An 18,124-nucleotide genomic window follows, 5' to 3' on the forward strand; every position below is an offset into this window, starting at 1 on the left:
CAGAATGGGTATCACCGTCCGTAACCTTCAGAAGCGCTTCGGCGATTTCACGGCGCTCGACAACGTGTCGCTCGACTTCCCGCCCGGCGAACTGGTCGCGCTGCTCGGGCCGTCCGGCTGCGGCAAGACCACGCTGCTGCGCGTGATCGCGGGCCTCGAGCACGCGGATGCCGGCCAGGTCGTGCTGCAGGGGCTCGACGTCGCGTCGGTCGGCGCGCGCGATCGGCAGGTCGGGTTCGTGTTCCAGCACTACGCGCTGTTCCGCCACATGACCGTGTTCGAGAACGTCGCGTTCGGGCTGCGCGTGAAGCCGCGCCGCGAGCGGCCGTCGGAAAGCGTGATCCGCGACAAGGTGCACGAGCTGCTGAAGCTCGTGCAGCTCGACTGGCTCGCGCAGCGTTATCCGTCGGAGCTGTCGGGCGGCCAGCGCCAGCGCATCGCGCTCGCCCGCGCGCTCGCGGTCGAGCCGAAGGTGCTGCTGCTCGACGAGCCGTTCGGCGCGCTCGACGCGAAGGTCCGCAAGGAACTGCGCGGCTGGCTGCGCCGCCTGCACGACGACCTGCACATCTCGACGATCTTCGTCACGCACGACCAGGAGGAGGCGCTGGAAGTCGCGGACCGCATCGTCGTGCTGAACCGCGGCCACGTCGAGCAGGTCGGCAGCCCGCAGGACGTCTACGATCATCCGCAGAGCGCGTTCGTCTACGAGTTCCTCGGCGCGGCCAACCGGCTGCCGGGCACGGTCGCCGGGCGCGGTTTCGTGGCCGAGGGCGCGGCTGCGCCGATCGAGGTCGATGCCGATTTCGCGGGCCCTGCGAACGCGTACGTGCGGCCGCACGACCTGCAGCTCTGGCCGGCCGGCGAAGGGCACCGCGACGGCATCGCGGTGGACGTGCGCCGTGTGATTCCGCTCGGCGGGTCGGTGCGTGTGGAGCTCGAGGCGCGCGCGGGCGGCGCGCTCGAGGCGGAACTCGATCGCGACGCATGGCGTGCGCTGTCGCTGCAGGTCGGCGACGGTGCAACGGCCGTGCCGCGCGCGGTGCGTGTGTTTCCCGCGCGTTGACGCCAGAATGCAGGGCAGGGGGCGGAGCGCGCTCCGATCAGACAATCAAACAATGACAGCCTAAGAGGCATACCCATGAATTTTCAGCAATTGCGGTTCGTGCGCGAAGCGGTGCGCCAGAACATGAACCTGACGGAAGTCGCGAACGTGCTGTACACGTCGCAGTCCGGCGTGTCGAAGCAGATCAAGGATCTCGAGGATGAGCTGGGTGTCGATATCTTCATCCGGCGCGGCAAGCGGCTGACGGGGCTCACGGAGCCCGGCAAGGCCGTGCACCAGCTGATCGAGCGGATGCTGCTCGATGCCGAGAACCTGCGCCGCGTCGCGCGCCAGTTCGCCGACCAGGACAGCGGCCACCTCGTCGTCGCGACGACGCACACGCAGGCGCGCTACGCGCTGCCGAAGGTGATCCGGCAGTTTACCGACGTGTTCCCGAAGGTGCATCTCGCGCTGCGCCAGGGCAGCCCGCAGCAGATCGCGCAGATGATCCTGAACGGCGAGGCCGATCTCGGCATCTCGACCGAAGCGCTCGACCGCTATCCGGACATCGTCACGTTCCCGTGCTATTCGTGGCACCACACGGTCGTCGTGCCGAAGGGCCATCCGCTCGTCGGTCGCGAGAACCTGACGCTCGAGGAAATCGCCGAGTACCCGATCATCACGTACGACCAGGACTTCACGGGCCGCTCGCACATCGACCAGGCCTTCACGCAGGCGGGTGCCGTGCCCGACGTCGTGCTGACCGCGATCGACGCCGACGTGATCAAGACCTATGTCGAGCTCGGGATGGGGATCGGCGTCGTCGCGGCGATGGCCTACGATCCGCAGCGCGACACGGGGCTCGTCGCGCTCGATACGCAGCACCTGTTCGAGGCGAGCACGACGCGGGTCGGCCTGCGCAAGGGCGCATTCCTGCGTGCGTATGCGTACCGGCTGATCGAGATGTTCGCGCCGCACCTGAACGAAGCCGAAATCGCGGGGCTGTTGCGCGAAGCCGTTTGACGACAGTACGTCGTGCGCCGTCCGCGCGATCACCGCGGATGGCGCGACGTCTCCTCATGCACCAGGCGGCGCAGGCGACCTGCCGCCTGCCTGGTTGTTCGACCCAGACTCACCGAATCACCGGCCGCAATCGCGGTTTCCTGCCGGTTCATCCCCGCACTCGGCGCACGACATGCGCTCGCCTGCCAGAGAGAAATCAAGACGGCACGTTCGAGCGCCTCGCATCGGGCCTTGCCATCCTGCATACCGGCCGCCCCATTTCTCCTTGCATGTGATTCAATGCGCGTGAATGCCGGCTGACGGGTGTTGACGCGACTCTCCGGCACCATCCCGATCGCCCGGCCCGCTTCACCGACACCCTGCGCGCCGCCGGAACGAAGCGCGGGGCACATGGCCGGCAGCCCGTTCGCATTCGCAACACGACGCACGCGGATTGCCCGTTCAGGCACATTCGGCAACATGGCGCACAGCACGCAACACGCGTGACGAAGAGGTAAACAATGAACCTGAAATGGTTTCTCTTTTCCTTCGAAGGCCGGATCGGACGCCTGCCGTGGTGGATCTACGCCTGGTTTCCGCGTTGCTCAGCGTGTTTTTCGATGCGGATTCGCACCGCTCGCCGGATGACGAGCTGCCGCTGCTGGCGATGCTGGTGCTCGTCGTGGTCGCCGTCGTCGCGGCGTGGTCGTCGATCGCGGTCGGTGTGAAGCGGCTGCACGACATCGACAAGTCGGGATGGTGGATGCTGTTGCTGTTCGTGCCGATCGTCGGCGCGCTCGCGTTGTTCGTGATGAACGGCTTCATCGCCGGCACGCCGCACGCGAACCGATTCGGCGAGCCGCCGTCAGCCGATGAAGACGAGCCGGAGCCGCGGGATCCGGCGTGACACGCGCTCCGAATAAACCCTAAATATTGATCAGACAGGTTGCGCGCCGGCGCGAATCGGTACAGCATAGCCTTCACTCCGCCGGCTTCCCGCCGGCGGAGGCGCGTAAACAACAGCACGCGTCAGGCAGTCGGCCGTCTGCCTCGTTTCCATTTCGTGGTACCGACAGCAGCATCGATGGCCATTGCCCGGGTAGTGTGGCGCAAACGTTTGCTCACATTAAAACAACAGTCAAACAATAGTCCGGCCCGTGGGGCCGGTCGCCAGGAGATGTGTATGAATGTCCTCTTTCGCCGTCGTTTCCTGACCGCCGCGCTCGCCGCCGTCGCGGTTGCCGCCGCACCGGCCGTCCATGCGCAATCATCGGCCAAGCCGAAGGTCGCGCTCGTGATGAAGTCGCTCGCCAACGAGTTCTTCCTGACGATGGAAACGGGCGCGAAGGAATACCAGAAGCACAACGCGAACCAGTTCGACCTGATCACCAACGGCATCAAGGACGAGACCGACACCGCGAACCAGATCCGCATCGTCGAGCAGATGATCGTGTCGAAGGTCGACGCGATCGTGCTCGCGCCGGCCGATTCGAAGGCGCTCGTGCCGGTCGTGAAGAAGGCGGTCGACGCCGGCATCATCGTCGTGAACATCGACAACCGGCTCGATCCCGACGTGCTGAAATCGAAGAACCTGAACGTACCGTTCGTCGGCCCGGACAACCGCAAGGGCGCGCGCAAGATCGGCGATTACCTCGCAAAGCGGCTGAAGGCGGGCGACCAGGTCGGCATCGTCGAAGGCGTGTCGACGACGACCAATGCGCAGCAGCGCACGGCCGGCTTCCAGGACGCGATGAAGGCGGGCGGGATGAAGGTCGTATCGGTGCAGTCCGGTGAATGGGAGATCGACAAGGGCAATGCGGTCGCGGCCGCGATGCTCAACGAATACCCGAACCTGAAGGCGTTGCTGTGCGGCAACGACAACATGGCGATCGGCGCCGTGTCGGCCGTGCGCGCGGCCGGCAAGCAGGGCAAGGTGTTCGTGGTCGGCTACGACAACATCAATGCGATCAAGCCGATGCTGAAGGACGGCCGCGTGCTCGCGACGGCCGATCAGTACGCGGCGAAGCAGGCCGTGTTCGGCATCGACACGGCGCTCAAGGCGATCTCCGAGCATCGCAAGCAGGCCGACATGTCGGGCGTGGTCGAGACGCCGGTGGATCTCGTGACGAAGTGACGCAAACCCGATACGGCCGCCGCCCTCAAGAATCGGGCGCGGCGGCCGTTATCAGGGGTGAGCGCGATCACGGCCACTGCATGCACATGCACTTGTGAGCGTCATACCCGCGCGCCGCGTGCGCGCGGCCGCAACCAGGATCGCGATGGACCCGACTTCCCAACCCTCCCGCGCAGCCGCTCCCGTGCTGTCCGTATCCGGCATCGGCAAGACCTATGCCGAACCCGTGCTCGCCGAGGTCACGCTGACGCTCGACGCGGGCCACGCGCTTGCGTTGACGGGCGAGAACGGCGCCGGCAAGAGCACGCTGTCGAAGATCATCGGCGGCCTCGTCGAGCCGACCGCCGGCACGATGCAGCTGGGCGGCCAGCCCTATGCGCCGGCGAGCCGGACGCAGGCCGAGGCGCTCGGCGTGCGCATGGTGATGCAGGAGCTGAACCTGCTGCCGACCCTGACGGTCGCCGAAAACCTGTTCCTGAACCGCCTGCCGCGGCGCTTCGGGATCATCGATCGCGCGCGGTTGCGCGACGACGCACGGGCCGCGATGGCCCAGGTCGGGCTCGACACGGTCGATCCCGATACGCCGGTGGGCGCGCTCGGCATCGGCCATCAGCAGATGGTCGAGATCGCGCGCAACCTGATCGGCGACTGCCGCGTGCTGATTCTCGACGAACCGACCGCGATGCTGACCGCGCGTGAAGTCGAGCTGCTGTTCGAGCAGATCGACCGGCTGAAGGCACGCGGGGTCGCGATCATCTACATTTCGCACCGGCTCGAGGAGCTCGCGCGTGTCGCCGAGCGGGTCGCGGTGCTGCGCGACGGCCGGCTCGTCCACGCGGGCGACATGGCGGCGACGACGTCCGACGGGCTCGTCACGCTGATGGTCGGGCGCGAGATAGGCGAGCACATCGATCTCGGCGAGCGCCGCATCGGCGCACCGCGGCTCGTCGTGTCGGGCCTCACCCGCGGGACGGCGGTGCGCGACGTGTCGCTCGAGGTGCGCGCGGGCGAGATCTTCGGCATCTCGGGGCTGATCGGCGCGGGACGTACCGAACTGCTGCGGCTGATCTACGGCGCGGATGCGCCGGATGCGGGAACGATCGCGATCGGCCAGCCGCCGAAGCCCGTGCGGATCGGCTCGCCCGTCGAGGCGGTGAAGCACGGCATCGCGCTGATCACCGAGGATCGCAAGGGCGAGGGGTTGCTGCTCACGCAGTCGATCACCGCGAACGTGTCGCTCGGCCAGCTCGACCGGCTGGCGCGCGGCGGCATCGTCGACAGCGCGCGTGAAACGGCGCTCGCCGAGCAGCAGATCGACGCGCTGCGAATCCGCACGCACGGTGCGGCGCAGGCGGTCGGCGAGTTGTCGGGCGGCAACCAGCAGAAGGTCGTGATCGGCCGCTGGCTCGCGCGCGACATGGGCGTGCTGCTGTTCGACGAGCCGACGCGCGGGATCGACGTCGGCGCGAAGTTCGAGATCTACACTTTGATGGGCGCGCTCGCGCGCGAAGGCCGCGCGCTCGTAGTCGTGTCGAGCGACCTGCGTGAGCTGATGCTGATCTGCGACCGGATCGGCGTGATGTCGGCCGGCCGCATGACCGCCGTGTTCGAGCGCGGCAACTGGACCCAGGATGCACTGCTGGCCGCGGCATTCGCCGGCTTCGGCCGCGAGACGCCGCAGGGCGGCGCACGGCATCCGGATGCGGGGCAGGCGCAAGGCGCCGCTCCGGGCACTTCGACGACAGGACGACAGCAATGACCCAGCCTCCCGTATCCCCGACCGACGCAGGCGCGCAGCAGGACGTGACGGGGCGCCGCGCGCGCACGCTGTCCGGCACGCGGCTCGGCCTGTCGAACTATCTCGGGCTCGCCGGCGCGCTTGCCGCGATGATCGTGCTGTTTTCGACGCTGAGCTCGCATTTCCTGACCTACGATACGTTCAGCACGATCGCGAACCAGATTCCCGATCTCGTCGTGATGTCGGTCGGGATGACCTTCGTGCTGATCATCGCCGGGATCGACCTGTCGGTCGGCTCGGTGCTCGCGCTCGCCGCGTCGATGGTCAGCGTCGCCGCGCTGAAATGGCAGTGGGGGCCGCTGCCGGCCGCGCTGATCGGCATCGCGGTCGCGACCGTCACGGGCGCGCTGACGGGCGCGGTCACGGTCGGCTGGCGGATCCCGTCGTTCATCGTGTCGCTCGGCGTACTGGAGGCCGCACGCGGCCTCGCGTACCAGCTGACGAATTCGCGCACCGCCTATATCGGCGACGCGTTCGATTTCCTGTCGAACCCGATCGCGCTCGGCATCTCGCCGGCGTTCCTGATCGCGGTCGCGGTGATGATCGCGGCCCAGTTCGTGCTGACGCGCACCGTGTTCGGACGCTATCTCGTCGGGATCGGTACGAACGAAGAAGCCGTCCGACTTGCCGGGGTTAACCCGAGGCCGTATAAAATTCTCGTATTCGCGCTGATGGGCGCGCTCGCGGGGCTCGCGTCGCTGTTCCAGATTTCGCGGCTCGAGGCGGCCGACCCGAACGCGGGCGTCGGCCTCGAACTGCAGGTGATCGCGGCCGTCGTGATCGGCGGCACGAGCCTGATGGGCGGGCGCGGCTCGGTGATCAGCACGTTCTTTGGCGTGTTGATCATCTCGGTGCTGGCCGCGGGGCTGGCGCAGATCGGCGCGAACGAGCCGACGAAACGGATCATCACCGGCGCGGTGATCGTGGTGGCGGTCGTGCTCGATACGTATCGCAGCCGGCGCACGCGCGTGCGGTAGAAAGACAGACAGAACAGACCAGAGAGAAACGGGAAATGGCGACGATCAAGGATGTGGCAGCCATGGCGGGGGTGTCGTTTACGACCGTCTCGCACGTGGTGAACAACTCGCGGCCGGTGTCTGCGGATGTGCGTGCGAAGGTCGAGGGCGCGATCCGCGAGCTGAATTACGTGCCGTCGGCCGTGGCACGCTCGCTGAAGGCGCGTGCGACGGCGACCATCGGCCTCGTCGTGCCGAACAGCACGAATCCGTATTTCGCGGAGCTTGCGCGCGGCATCGAGGATCAGTGTGCGGCCAATGGCTATTGCGTGTTCTTCTGCAACTCGGACGACGATCCCGTGAAGCAGCGCAACTACCTGCGCGTGCTGCAGGAAAAGCGCATCGACGGGCTGATCGTCGCGTCGGCGGGCGAGGATGCGGTGCTCGCGCAGACGCTTGCGGACATCCATGCGCCGCTCGTCGTCGTCGATCGCAACATCGAGGGGCTTGCGGCCGACCTCGTGCAGATCGACCACGAGCGCGGCGCGTACCTGGCGACGCGCCACCTGCTCGAGCTCGGGCACGCGAAGATCGGCTGCATCACGGGGCCGACCGACACGGCGGTCAGCGCGATGCGCGTGCACGGTTTCATCCGTGCGATGGCCGAGCGCGGTGTCGACATCGTGCCGGGCGCGATCGCGGAAAGCGACTTCTCGTGCCTCGGCGGTTATCACGCGGCGTCGCGGCTGTTCGAATCGGTGCGGCCGAGCGCGATCTTCGCGGGCAACGACCTGATGGGCGTCGGCGCGCTGCGTGCGGCGGCCGAGCGCGGCATGCGCGTGCCCGACGACTGTTCGATCATCGGATTCGACGACATCGAATTCTCCCGCTACACGTATCCGGCGTTGTCGACGGTCGGCCAGTCGGTGCGCGCGCTCGGCGAAATGGCCGCGCAGACCCTGATCGAGCGGATCGGCGGCGGCTCGTCGGCCGTGCCGAGCCGCCGTCGCGTCGTGTCGCCGCGTCTCGTGCTGCGTGAATCGACGGCGATCTACCGCGAGCCGCCGGCTTCCGGCGGTCGCGCATGACCGCGCCCGCGGCGGGCGCCGGCCGCGTGACGGTGGTCGGCAGCCTCAACATGGATCTCGTCGTGCGCGCGCCGCGCCTGCCGCTGCCCGGCGAAACGCTCGCCGGGCATGCGTTCGCGCAGGCGGCGGGCGGCAAGGGCGGCAACCAGGCCGTCGCTGCCGCGCGGCTCGGCGCGCAGGTCGCGATGATCGGCTGCGTCGGCGCGGATGCGCACGGCGCGGCACTGCGTGCGGGCCTCGAAGCCGAGGGGATCGACTGCGCGGGGCTCGCGACGAGCGCGTCGGCGTCGACCGGCGTCGCGCTGATCGTCGTCGACGATGCGAGCCAGAACGCGATCGTGATCGTCGCAGGCGGCAACGGCGAGGTCACGACCGATACGGTCGCGCGGCACGAGGCCGCGCTGGCGTCGGCCGACGTCGTGATCTGCCAGCTCGAGACGCCGCCGGATGCGGTGTTCGCGGCGCTGTCGGCCGGGCGGCGGCTCGGCCGCACGGTGGTGCTCAATCCTGCCCCGGCCGTCGCGCCGCTGCCGGACGGCTGGCTGCCGCTCGTCGATTACCTGATCCCGAACGAGGTCGAGGCGGCCGCGTTGACCGCGCTGCCGGTGCGCGACCCGGCGGAGGCCGAAGCCGCCGCCCGCGCGCTGCAGGCTGGCGGCGCGCGCAACGTGCTGGTCACGCTGGGCGCACGGGGTGTGCTTGCGCTGACGGCCGACGGCGCCGCGCGGCATTATCCGGCGCCTGCCGTGCAGGCCGTCGACACGACGGCGGCCGGCGATACCTTCATCGGCGGCTTTTCCGCTCGGCTCGCGGCCGGCGCGGACGTCGACACCGCGATCCGCTTCGCGCAACGCGCGGCGGCACTGTCGGTCACGCGGGCGGGCGCGCAACCGTCGATTCCCACGCTTGCCGAACTGGCCGGATAGGGCCGGATAGGGCCGGATCGCGCATCGCGGCCGGTTCGGCGCAAACGACGGCCGGCCGCGTATCCACGCTGCACGCCGGCAATCGAGAGCCTCTGATCGCGGTGCATGCCAGTGCACGGTGATGTACGTATTTTCGTTCAGCTATTTGTAATAAACAGACGAATAATTCGAAAAAATAGCGGAAACGCCATCAAGTTGTGCGGTGTCTGGTCGTAAATGCATCAGGTGAAGCAATGCTTCGAAGCGACGGGTCCGTCCCGTCCATTACGACGCAACACAGGAAGGATGATGGCGTTCAAAAACCTGACGATTCGTGCGCGCATCGGTTTCACGATGGCGTTTCTGGCGGTGCTCCTCGGTGTGATCGGTGGGCTCGGCGTGTATGGAATGACGCGCGCGAACGGCACGACGCGCGAGATCTTCACGAATCAGATGCCAAGCGCGGTCGATGTCTCGATTGCCGAGATCTACTCGGCGCGCGAACGGCTGGCCCTCGACCGGGCGGCGCTCCTGGCCGGCACGCCCGATGCGGCGGCTGCCATCGAGCGAAGCCGCGGGATGCGCGCGCAGTCGGACGCCTGGTGGCAAAAGTACCTCGCGTTGCCGCGCGGCCCGGAGGAGGATCGCATCGCACAGGACGTCGCCGCGAAGCGGCAGGCGTTGCAGCACGAGTGCGACGCGTTCGCGAGCGTGCTCGGCGCGAATCAGGCCGACCGCATCGGCGACGGCGCCAAGCAGCTCCAGGCGCGCTACACCGACCTCTCGACGGCGAGCGAGGCGTTGCGCAACTTCCAGTTCAGTGACGCGCAAGCCAACTTCGATCATGCGGAATCGGTGTACGAGACGCTGCGTGTGCTGGCCATCGTCGCGCTGGCGGCCGGCTTCGCCGCCGCGGTGGTGTCGTGGCTGACGCTGAGCCGTGCGATCGGCCGCCCGATTGCCGACGCGCTCGCGCATTTCGACGCGATTGCCGCCGGCGACCTGCGCCGGCCGATCGTCGTGGACCGGCGTGACGAGATGGGCCAGCTTCTCGAGGGCCTCGGCAAGATGCAGCGCGGGCTCGTCGACACGGTACGCACCGTGCGCGGCGGCAGCGAGTCGATCGCGACCGCGGCGCGCCAGATTGCGGCCGGCAACATCGACCTGTCGTCGCGCACCGAGGAGCAGGCCGCGGCGCTGCAGGAAACCGCGTCGAGCATGGAGCAACTGACCGGCACCGTGAAGCAGAACGCAGACAATGCACGCCAGGCGAGTTCGCTGGCCGCGAATGCGTCGGAGATTGCAAACAAGGGCAATACGGTGGTCGGCCAGGTGGTCGGCACGATGGGCGAGATCAACGACAGCTCGGCGAAGATCGCCGACATCATCGCGATCATCGAGGGAATCGCGTTCCAGACCAACATTCTTGCGCTGAACGCAGCAGTGGAAGCCGCGCGGGCCGGCGAGGAAGGCCGCGGTTTCGCGGTCGTCGCGGGCGAGGTGCGCAGCCTGGCCCAGCGTTCGTCGGCCGCGGCCAAGGAGATCAAGGTGCTGATCGACGCGTCGGTGGAGCGCATCCGGTCGGGTTCCACGCTGGTCGACGAGGCGGGGCGCACGATGAGCGACGTGATCGGTGCGGTGCAGCGCGTGACGGACATCATGGGCGAGATCGCGGCGGCATCCGAGGAGCAGAGCGGCGGGATCGACCAGGTGGCGCGCGCGGTCGCGCAGATGGACGAGGTCACGCAGCAGAATGCGGCGCTCGTCGAGGAAGCCGCGGCCGCCGCGCAGTCGCTCGACGAACAGGCCGGGCGCCTGCGTGAAACGGCAGCGGTATTCCAGCTCGCCGACGACACGTCGCGGCCGGGTTCCGCGGCACCGGTTGCGGTGCCGGTTGCAGTGCGTCACGCGCCGCGTGCGCCTTCCGCTGCGGTTGCCGTGCCGGTCGCTGCTGCGCGCGACGATCGCGATGCCCCGCCGAAGCGCGCGGCTGCGGCGGCACCGGTGCGCAAGCCCGTCGCGGCCGCCGCTGCGCCCGCGCAGGCGGTCGCTACCGGTGGCGCGGACGACTGGGAAACCTTCTGATTCGCGCGTGCCGCGTATCTATCCCCATTTGGTATCCCATTTGGTAGCGAACGACGCCCGCAACACGCGGGCGTTGTCGTTTCTGCAGTGGAGAAATGTGACAGACGACGTACATGAACGACGATCGTGCAAGGTTGCGTGCATCGAACGTTCTGCATCGACTGAGGTGCGCACAGGTGCGAGTGAAGTGCCCGCATCCGTCGTACGGGTATTTCCGTAAGGGCGCTGCGAAAAAAATTTGTAACGGCGCGCGCAACGTGTCGTCGCAAACGGCTGCTCGAACGTATAGGGATGAGGGAGGAAGTGACGACGTCGGATGTGTCCAACGCACAAGACGTTCCGTTGTTCGACGAGACGCGACGGATGCAGTTTCTGCGGCTCGGGAGATCGATTGTAAAACGACGAAATGCGTTGTCCAAGCGGTGTTGTCGAGAATGACGAACTTCATACGAAGAGTTCGTGAAAAAAAATAAGAAAGGGTTTAGGATGAATTCGAACGCGCTTGCTTCTGCGCAGTCGTACGAAGGCAGGCACGTCTTCAGACTCAGGCGAGGGAGGTAGCATGGATATTTACAGCAGCTTCGCGAACCGCTTCGAAAAAACGCGAGAGGAAGAGCTCTCGCTGGAGGAGTATCTCGCGCTCTGCAAGAACGATCCATCCGCGTACGCGACGGCTGGTGAACGCATGCTGGCAGCAATCGGGGAACCTGAACACATCGATACCCGCAACGATCCGCGCCTGTCGCGGATCTTCGCGAACAAGGTCATCAAGGTCTATCCCGCATTCCGTGAGTTCTACGGAATGGAGGAAGTGATCGAGCAGGTGGTCGCATATTTCCGTCACGCTGCGCAAGGGCTCGAAGAGAAGAAGCAGATCCTCTATCTGCTTGGCCCGGTGGGCGGCGGCAAGTCGTCGATCGCCGAGCGTCTCAAGCAACTGATGGAGCGCGTGCCGTTCTATTCGCTGAAGGGTTCGCCCGTCAACGAATCGCCGCTCGGGCTGTTCGACTACGACGAAGACGGCCCGATCCTCGAGGAACAGTACGGCATTCCGCGCCGCTACCTGAAAAACATCCTGAGTCCGTGGGCTGTCAAGCGCCTGCACGAATACAACGGCGACATCCGCCAGTTCCGCGTGGTGCGTCGTTATCCGTCGATCCTGCGGCAGATCGGCATCGCGAAGACGGAACCGGGTGACGAGAACAACCAGGACATCTCGTCGCTGGTCGGCAAGGTCGATATCCGCAAGCTCGAACAGTACGCGCAGGACGACGCCGACGCGTACAGCTACTCCGGTGGCCTGTGCCTGGCGAACCAGGGCCTGCTCGAGTTCGTCGAAATGTTCAAGGCGCCGATCAAGGTGTTGCACCCGCTGCTCACCGCCACGCAGGAAGGCAACTTCAAGGGCACCGAGGGCTTCGGCGCGATTCCGTTCGACGGGATCATCCTCGCGCACTCGAACGAGTCGGAATGGAAGGCGTTCCGCAACAACCGCAACAACGAGGCACTGCTCGACCGGATCTTCGTCGTGAAGGTGCCGTACTGCCTGCGCGTCTCGGAAGAGACGAAGATCTACGAGAAGCTGATCCGCAACTCGTCGTTGGCCGAGGCCGTCTGCGCACCGGGCACGCTGAAGATGATGTCGCAGTTCTCGGTGCTGTCGCGCCTGCACGAGCCGGAGAATTCGAGCCTGTTCTCGAAGATGCAGGTGTACGACGGCGAAAACCTCAAGGATACCGATCCAAAGGCGAAGTCGTACCAGGAATACCGCGATTATGCGGGCGTGGACGAAGGGATGACGGGCGTGTCGACACGCTTCGCGTTCAAGATCCTGTCGCGCGTGTTCAACTTCGATTCGAGCGAGGTCGCGGCCAACCCCGTGCACCTGATGTACGTGCTCGAGCAGCAGATCGAGCGCGAGCAGTTCCCGCCGGAAACCGAGCAGAAGTATCTGTCCTTCGTGAAGGACGTGCTGGCGTCGCGCTACGCGGATTTCATCGGCAAGGAGATCCAGACGGCCTACCTCGAGTCGTATTCGGAGTACGGCCAGAACATCTTCGACCGCTACGTCACGTATGCGGACTTCTGGATCCAGGACCAGGAATTCCGCGATCACGATACGGGCGAGAGCTTCGACCGCGCCGCGCTGAACGCGGAGCTGGAGAAGATCGAGAAGCCGGCCGGCATCAGTAATCCGAAGGATTACCGCAACGAGATCGTGAACTTCGTGTTGCGTGCACGGGCGGCGAACGCCGGCAAGAACCCCGTGTGGACGAGCTACGAGAAGTTGCGCGTCGTGATCGAGAAGAAGATGTTCTCGAACACCGAGGAACTGTTGCCAGTGATTTCGTTCAACGCGAAGGGTTCGGCGGAGGAGCAGCGCAAGCATGAGGACTTTGTGAACCGGATGGTCGCGAAGGGCTATACGCCGAAGCAGGTGAGGCTGCTTTGCGACTGGTACCTGCGCGTGCGCAAGTCATCATGACGCGCGCGGTACCGCGCCCGTACGGCGAGACCGTACGGGCGCCTTCAGAGGCGCCGCCCGCATGACGGCAGACGGCATGCGCGGCGAGTGCCCCGGCAGATCGACTTTCGAGCGGGAGACCGGGAGTGCTTCATCAAATCATCGACCGCAGGCTGGCCGGCAAGAACAAGAGTATCGCCAACCGCGAACGCTTTCTGCGTCGCGTCAAGAACTACATTCGTCGTGCCGTGTCCGATGCGGTGCGCGACCGTAGCATCAAGGATATCCAGAGCACGCAGAGCATCACGATCCCGCGCAAGGACATCGCGGAGCCGAATTTCCGGCACGCGCCTGGCGGGCGTCGTGAATACGTGCACCCCGGCAACGAGGACTACGTGCGCGGCGACAAGATCCCGCGCCCGCAGGGCGGCTCGGGTGGCGGAGGCAGTCAGGCGAGCAACGAGGGCGAAGGGCAGGACGACTTCGTGTTCGAGTTGTCGCGCGACGAATTCATGCAGTACTTCTTCGACGATCTCGAACTGCCTCGCCTCGTGAAGACGCACCTGCTGACGGTGCCGAGCTGGAAGAACGTGCGCGCGGGATGGTCGGCGGAAGGCACGCCGAACAACATCGACGTCGTGCGTTCGCTGCGCAGCGCACTCGGGCGTCGCATCGCGCTCGGCTCGCCGCTCGTCAACGAGCTGCGCGACCTCGAGGCGCAGCTCGAGGCAATGAAGAGCGACCCGGAAGACCGGCGCGCGGAGATCGCGGTGCTCGAGGCCGAGATCCATCACCTGAAGGGGCGCATCTGGCGGATTCCGTTCATCGATCCGTTCGACCTGCGCTACATCAACCGCGTGAAGCAGCCACAACCGTCGAGCCAGGCCGTGATGTTCTGCCTGATGGACGTGTCGGGCTCGATGGACGAGCAGCGCAAGGATCTGTCGAAGCGCTTCTTCATCCTGCTTTACCTGTTCCTCAAGCGTAACTACGAGCGCATCGAGGTGGTGTTCATTCGCCACCACACGCGTGCCGAGGAAGTCGACGAGGACACCTTCTTCCATTCGACCGAGAGCGGCGGCACGGTGGTGTCGAGTGCGCTCGAGCTGATGCGCAAGGTGATGAACGAGCGCTACTCGCCGACCGAGTGGAACATCTACGGCGCGCAGGCGTCCGACGGCGACAACTGGACTGACGATTCGCCCAAGTGTCGCAAAATCCTGGAAGAGGATATCCTCACGAAGGTGCGTTACTTCGCGTATATCCAGGTCGCGCCGGAAGAGCAGAACCTGTGGCTGGAATACGCGCAACTGGCCCTGTCCCAGCCGCATCTCGCGATGAAAAAAGTGGAATCGGCTGCCGACATTTACCCGGTGTTTCGCGAATTGTTCGAAAAGCAGGTGGAAATGTCATGACGACCCGCCATCTGCACAACGAGTCGCGCGGCTATGCGCCGCGCCCTTCCGGCGACGACACGGCCGGCCCTGCCGCACCGCAGCAAAGCGGGCAGGCCGAACCGCCGCCGCCGGCCGCCGACTTGCCCGGCCCAGGGCAAAAGGAAGCGCGTATGAACGTTGCCGAACGCAAGCCGCTGCCGTGCCCGTCCGACTGGACGTTCGAACTGCTCGAGGAATACGACACGCACATCTCGCAGGTCGCCGAACAATACGAGCTCGACATCTACCCGATCCAGCTCGAACTGATCAGCGCCGAGCAGATGATGGACGCGTATGCGTCGGTCGGGATGCCCGTCAACTACCGTCACTGGTCGTTCGGCAAGCACTTCCTGTCGACCGAGAAGAGCTACCGCCGTGGCCAGATGGGCCTCGCGTACGAAATCGTCATCAACTCGAACCCGTGCATCGCGTATCTGATGGAAGAGAACACGATGACGATGCAGGCGCTCGTCATCGCGCACGCGGCGTACGGGCACAACTCGTTCTTCAAGGGCAACTACCTGTTCCGGCTGTGGACCGACGCGCACGCGATCATCGACTATCTCGTGTATGCGAAGAACTACGTCGCGGAATGCGAGGAGCGCTACGGGCTCGATCGTGTCGAGGAACTGCTCGATTCGTGCCATGCGCTGATGAACTACGGCGTCGACCGCTACAAGCGGCCGCAGAAGCCTTCGCTGTCGAAGGAGGCCGCGCTGCGGCGTGAACGCGAGGCGTACCTGCAGTCGCAGGTGAACGAACTGTGGCGCACGCTGCCGGGCAAGAAGCCCGAGCTGATGGAGGAGCAGGAAGACCGCTATCCGCCCGAGCCGCAGGAGAACCTGCTGTATTTCGCGGAAAAGAATGCGCCGCTGCTCGAACCGTGGGAGCGGGAAGTGATCCGCATCGTGCGCAAGATCGGCCAGTATTTCTACCCGCAACGGCAGACGCAGGTGATGAACGAAGGCTGGGCGACGTTCTGGCACTACACGCTGCTGAATACGCTGTACAACCAGGGGAAGCTGGAAGACAGCTTCATGATGGAGTTCCTGCATTCGCACAGCAACGTGGTCTACCAGCCGCCCGTCACGAAGCCGTACTACAGCGGGATCAACCCGTACGCGCTCGGCTTTTCGATGATGAGCGACATCCGGCGGATCTGCGAAGCGCCGACGGAGGAAGACTACAAGTGGTTTCCCGAGATCGCGGGCACCCCGTGGCTGCCGGCGATGCACTACGCGATGCGCAACTTCAAGGACGAGAGCTTCATCGCGCAGTACCTGTCGCCGAGCCTGATCCGCGACATGCGGCTCTTCTCGGTGCTCGACGACGACATGCGCGATTCGCTCGAGGTGTCGGCGATCCACGACGATTCGGGCTACCAGTATGTGCGGCAGGCACTGTCGAGGCAGTACGACATCCATCACCGCGAGCCGAACATCCAGGTGTGGGCGGTGAACACGCGCGGCGACCGCAGCCTCACGCTGCGCCACTTCATGACCGACAACCGTCACCTGTCGAACGACAGCGACGAAGTGCTCAAGCACATGGCGCGGCTCTGGCAATTCGACGTGTTCCTGGAAAGCGTCGACGAGGCCGGTACCGTGCGCAAGCGCTACGAGTGCCGCTACGTGCCGCCGGAGGTGCGGATCTGAACATCGCCTGCGGAAAGTTTGCACCGAACGCCAGCCTGCGGGCTGGCGTTTTCATATGACGAACGCATGGCGGGAGAAAAATTTTCTACATCCGGACGAACCCGGAGAGCCGGTTACTTTACATTTCGCTAAAATCCCGTAGCGCCGTGCGCCGGAACCGGTGCCACGTTCGATCGCACGCGGCGGCCCAGCCGCCTCGCCCAGAAAGTACTACAAGGAACAGACCAATCCATGGACGTCCAGACCGAACAAGCTGCGCTGTCCGCGCATGACACCCGGCGGCGCGTGTTCGCCATCGTCGGCGCATCGTCGGGCAACCTCGTCGAGTGGTTCGACTTCTACATCTACTCGTTCTGCGCGCTGTACTTCGCGCCGGCGTTCTTCCCGAGCGGCAACACGACGACGCAGCTGCTGAACACGGCGGGCGTGTTCGCGGCCGGCTTTCTGATGCGTCCGATCGGCGGCTGGCTGTTCGGCCGCATCGCCGACCGCCACGGCCGCCGCAACGCGATGATGATCTCGGTGCTGATGATGTGCGGCGGCTCGCTCGTGATCGCGGTGCTGCCGACCTACGCGCAGATCGGCGCGCTCGCGCCGGCGCTGCTGCTGGTCGCGCGGCTGTTCCAGGGGCTGTCGGTGGGCGGCGAATACGGCACGAGCGCGACCTACATGAGCGAGGTCGCGCTGAAGGGCCGCCGCGGCTTCTTCGCGTCGTTCCAGTACGTGACGCTGATCGGCGGCCAGCTGTGCGCGCTGCTCGTGCTCGTGATCCTGCAGCAGACGCTGTCGGGCGACGAACTGAAGGCGTGGGGCTGGCGCATTCCGTTCGTGGTCGGCGCGGCGGCCGCGTTGATCTCGCTGTACCTGCGCAAGTCGCTCGACGAGACGTCGACGTCCGAATCGCGCGACAAGAAAAACGCGGGCACGATCCGCGGCGTGTGGCAGCACAAGGGGGCGTTCTTCACGGTGGTCGGCTTCACGGCCGGCGGCTCGCTGATCTTCTACACGTTCACGACGTACATGCAGAAGTACCTCGTGAACACGGCCGGCATGCATGCGAAGACGGCCAGCAACGTGATGACCGTCGCGCTGCTCGTCTACATGCTGATGCAGCCGGTGTTCGGCGCGCTGTCCGACCGGATCGGCCGCCGCACGTCGATGATCCTGTTCGGCTCGTTCGCGGTGATCGGCACGGTGCCGCTGATGCACGCGCTGAAGGACGTGACGAGCCCGGTGGCGGCATTCGTGCTGATCACGGTCGCGCTCGCGATCGTCAGCTTCTACACGTCGATCAGCGGGCTGATCAAGGCCGAGATGTTCCCGCCGGAAGTGCGCGCGATGGGTGTCGGCCTGTCGTATGCGGTCGCGAACGCGATCTTCGGCGGCTCGGCCGAGTACGTCGCACTGTGGTTCAAGTCGATCGGCAGCGAGGAAACCTTCTACTGGTACGTGACCGTGCTGTGCGCGATCTCGCTGATCGTGTCGTGGCGGATGCGCGATCCGAGCAAGGAAGGGTACCTGCGTCACGAGCCGTGATCGGCCGCGCATCGTACGCATTC

Annotated in this window: 14 protein-coding genes; 13 read left to right on the forward strand and 1 reads right to left on the reverse strand. The window is 65.7% G+C overall.

Features of this window, described 5'->3' with window-relative positions:
• Nucleotides 1–4: 4 nt before the first annotated feature.
• Both VK92_RS17750 and VK92_RS17755 read left to right on the forward strand, forming a co-directional pair.
• Nucleotides 5–1,063 (forward strand): sulfate/molybdate ABC transporter ATP-binding protein, encoded by a 1,059-nt coding sequence (locus tag VK92_RS17750; RefSeq protein ID WP_021157015.1) that lies wholly within the window; start codon nt 5–7, stop codon nt 1,061–1,063.
• Nucleotides 1,064–1,138: 75 nt separating this feature from the next.
• Nucleotides 1,139–2,065: a CysB family HTH-type transcriptional regulator gene (locus VK92_RS17755; protein ID WP_006484201.1), complete on the forward strand. Its 927-nt coding sequence runs from the start codon at nt 1,139–1,141 to the stop codon at nt 2,063–2,065.
• Between the two features lie 29 nt (nt 2,066–2,094).
• Here VK92_RS17755 and VK92_RS41880 read toward each other — a convergent pair whose 3' ends face one another.
• Complete coding sequence (locus tag VK92_RS41880) at nt 2,095–2,526, reverse strand: hypothetical protein (protein ID WP_131723317.1); 432 nt, start codon at nt 2,524–2,526, stop codon at nt 2,095–2,097.
• A 92-nt stretch (nt 2,527–2,618) separates the two neighbouring features.
• Here VK92_RS41880 and VK92_RS17760 point away from each other — a divergent pair, with 92 nt between their 5' ends.
• The 11 genes from VK92_RS17760 to VK92_RS17810 all read left to right on the forward strand — a co-directional run bounded on the left by VK92_RS17760 (nt 2,619) and on the right by VK92_RS17810 (nt 18,101).
• On the forward strand, nt 2,619–2,951 hold the full coding sequence (locus VK92_RS17760) for a DUF805 domain-containing protein (protein WP_165589138.1): 333 nt from the start codon (nt 2,619–2,621) through the stop codon (nt 2,949–2,951).
• Nucleotides 2,952–3,227: 276 nt separating this feature from the next.
• Nucleotides 3,228–4,178: a sugar ABC transporter substrate-binding protein gene (locus VK92_RS17765; RefSeq protein ID WP_021157018.1), complete on the forward strand. Its 951-nt coding sequence runs from the start codon at nt 3,228–3,230 to the stop codon at nt 4,176–4,178.
• Between the two features lie 145 nt (nt 4,179–4,323).
• On the forward strand, nt 4,324–5,937 hold the full coding sequence (locus VK92_RS17770) for a sugar ABC transporter ATP-binding protein (protein ID WP_048020649.1): 1,614 nt from the start codon (nt 4,324–4,326) through the stop codon (nt 5,935–5,937).
• The gene (locus tag VK92_RS17775) at nt 5,934–6,953 is read left to right on the forward strand and encodes an ABC transporter permease (protein ID WP_027787475.1); all 1,020 of its coding nucleotides are present in this window, start codon (nt 5,934–5,936) and stop codon (nt 6,951–6,953) included. The genes VK92_RS17770 and VK92_RS17775 overlap by 4 nt, the downstream gene beginning before the upstream one ends.
• A 35-nt stretch (nt 6,954–6,988) precedes the next feature.
• Nucleotides 6,989–8,020 (forward strand): LacI family DNA-binding transcriptional regulator, encoded by a 1,032-nt coding sequence (locus tag VK92_RS17780; protein WP_027787474.1) that lies wholly within the window; start codon nt 6,989–6,991, stop codon nt 8,018–8,020.
• Entirely contained in the window at nt 8,017–8,946 is a 930-nt protein-coding gene (gene rbsK, locus VK92_RS17785; RefSeq protein WP_021157020.1) for a ribokinase, read from the forward strand. The genes VK92_RS17780 and rbsK overlap by 4 nt, the downstream gene beginning before the upstream one ends.
• A gap of 288 nt (nt 8,947–9,234) precedes the next feature.
• Entirely contained in the window at nt 9,235–11,010 is a 1,776-nt protein-coding gene (locus VK92_RS17790) for a methyl-accepting chemotaxis protein (protein WP_048020796.1), read from the forward strand.
• 562 nt (nt 11,011–11,572) lie between these two features.
• On the forward strand, nt 11,573–13,495 hold the full coding sequence (locus VK92_RS17795) for a PrkA family serine protein kinase (RefSeq protein WP_021163181.1): 1,923 nt from the start codon (nt 11,573–11,575) through the stop codon (nt 13,493–13,495).
• A gap of 125 nt (nt 13,496–13,620) precedes the next feature.
• Nucleotides 13,621–14,889 carry a YeaH/YhbH family protein gene (locus VK92_RS17800; RefSeq protein WP_048020646.1) on the forward strand — a complete coding sequence of 423 codons (1,269 nt, stop codon included), beginning with the start codon at nt 13,621–13,623 and terminating at the stop codon, nt 14,887–14,889.
• Nucleotides 14,886–16,565 carry a SpoVR family protein gene (locus VK92_RS17805; protein ID WP_048020644.1) on the forward strand — a complete coding sequence of 560 codons (1,680 nt, stop codon included), beginning with the start codon at nt 14,886–14,888 and terminating at the stop codon, nt 16,563–16,565. The genes VK92_RS17800 and VK92_RS17805 overlap by 4 nt, the downstream gene beginning before the upstream one ends.
• Before the next feature lie 231 nt (nt 16,566–16,796).
• Nucleotides 16,797–18,101 carry an MFS family transporter gene (locus VK92_RS17810; RefSeq protein ID WP_021163178.1) on the forward strand — a complete coding sequence of 435 codons (1,305 nt, stop codon included), beginning with the start codon at nt 16,797–16,799 and terminating at the stop codon, nt 18,099–18,101.
• Nucleotides 18,102–18,124 lie beyond the last annotated feature (23 nt).

It is taken from the genome of Burkholderia sp. LK4 (assembly GCF_001043615.1).
Lineage (GTDB): Bacteria > Pseudomonadota > Gammaproteobacteria > Burkholderiales > Burkholderiaceae > Burkholderia > Burkholderia cepacia.

What these genes read in the sequence shown, in the direction of transcription:
- VK92_RS17750 (WP_021157015.1), top strand. Translation starts at nt 5, where the DNA reads ATGGGTATCACCGTCCGTAACCTTCAGAAGCGCTTCGGCGATTTCACG.
- VK92_RS17755 (WP_006484201.1), top strand. Translation starts at nt 1,139, where the DNA reads ATGAATTTTCAGCAATTGCGGTTCGTGCGCGAAGCGGTGCGCCAGAAC.
- VK92_RS41880 (WP_131723317.1), bottom strand. Translation starts at nt 2,526, where the DNA reads ATGTTGCCGAATGTGCCTGAACGGGCAATCCGCGTGCGTCGTGTTGCG.
- VK92_RS17765 (WP_021157018.1), top strand. Translation starts at nt 3,228, where the DNA reads ATGAATGTCCTCTTTCGCCGTCGTTTCCTGACCGCCGCGCTCGCCGCC.
- VK92_RS17770 (WP_048020649.1), top strand. Translation starts at nt 4,324, where the DNA reads ATGGACCCGACTTCCCAACCCTCCCGCGCAGCCGCTCCCGTGCTGTCC.
- VK92_RS17775 (WP_027787475.1), top strand. Translation starts at nt 5,934, where the DNA reads ATGACCCAGCCTCCCGTATCCCCGACCGACGCAGGCGCGCAGCAGGAC.
- VK92_RS17780 (WP_027787474.1), top strand. Translation starts at nt 6,989, where the DNA reads ATGGCGACGATCAAGGATGTGGCAGCCATGGCGGGGGTGTCGTTTACG.
- rbsK (WP_021157020.1), top strand. Translation starts at nt 8,017, where the DNA reads ATGACCGCGCCCGCGGCGGGCGCCGGCCGCGTGACGGTGGTCGGCAGC.
- VK92_RS17790 (WP_048020796.1), top strand. Translation starts at nt 9,235, where the DNA reads ATGGCGTTCAAAAACCTGACGATTCGTGCGCGCATCGGTTTCACGATG.
- VK92_RS17795 (WP_021163181.1), top strand. Translation starts at nt 11,573, where the DNA reads ATGGATATTTACAGCAGCTTCGCGAACCGCTTCGAAAAAACGCGAGAG.
- VK92_RS17805 (WP_048020644.1), top strand. Translation starts at nt 14,886, where the DNA reads ATGACGACCCGCCATCTGCACAACGAGTCGCGCGGCTATGCGCCGCGC.
- VK92_RS17810 (WP_021163178.1), top strand. Translation starts at nt 16,797, where the DNA reads ATGGACGTCCAGACCGAACAAGCTGCGCTGTCCGCGCATGACACCCGG.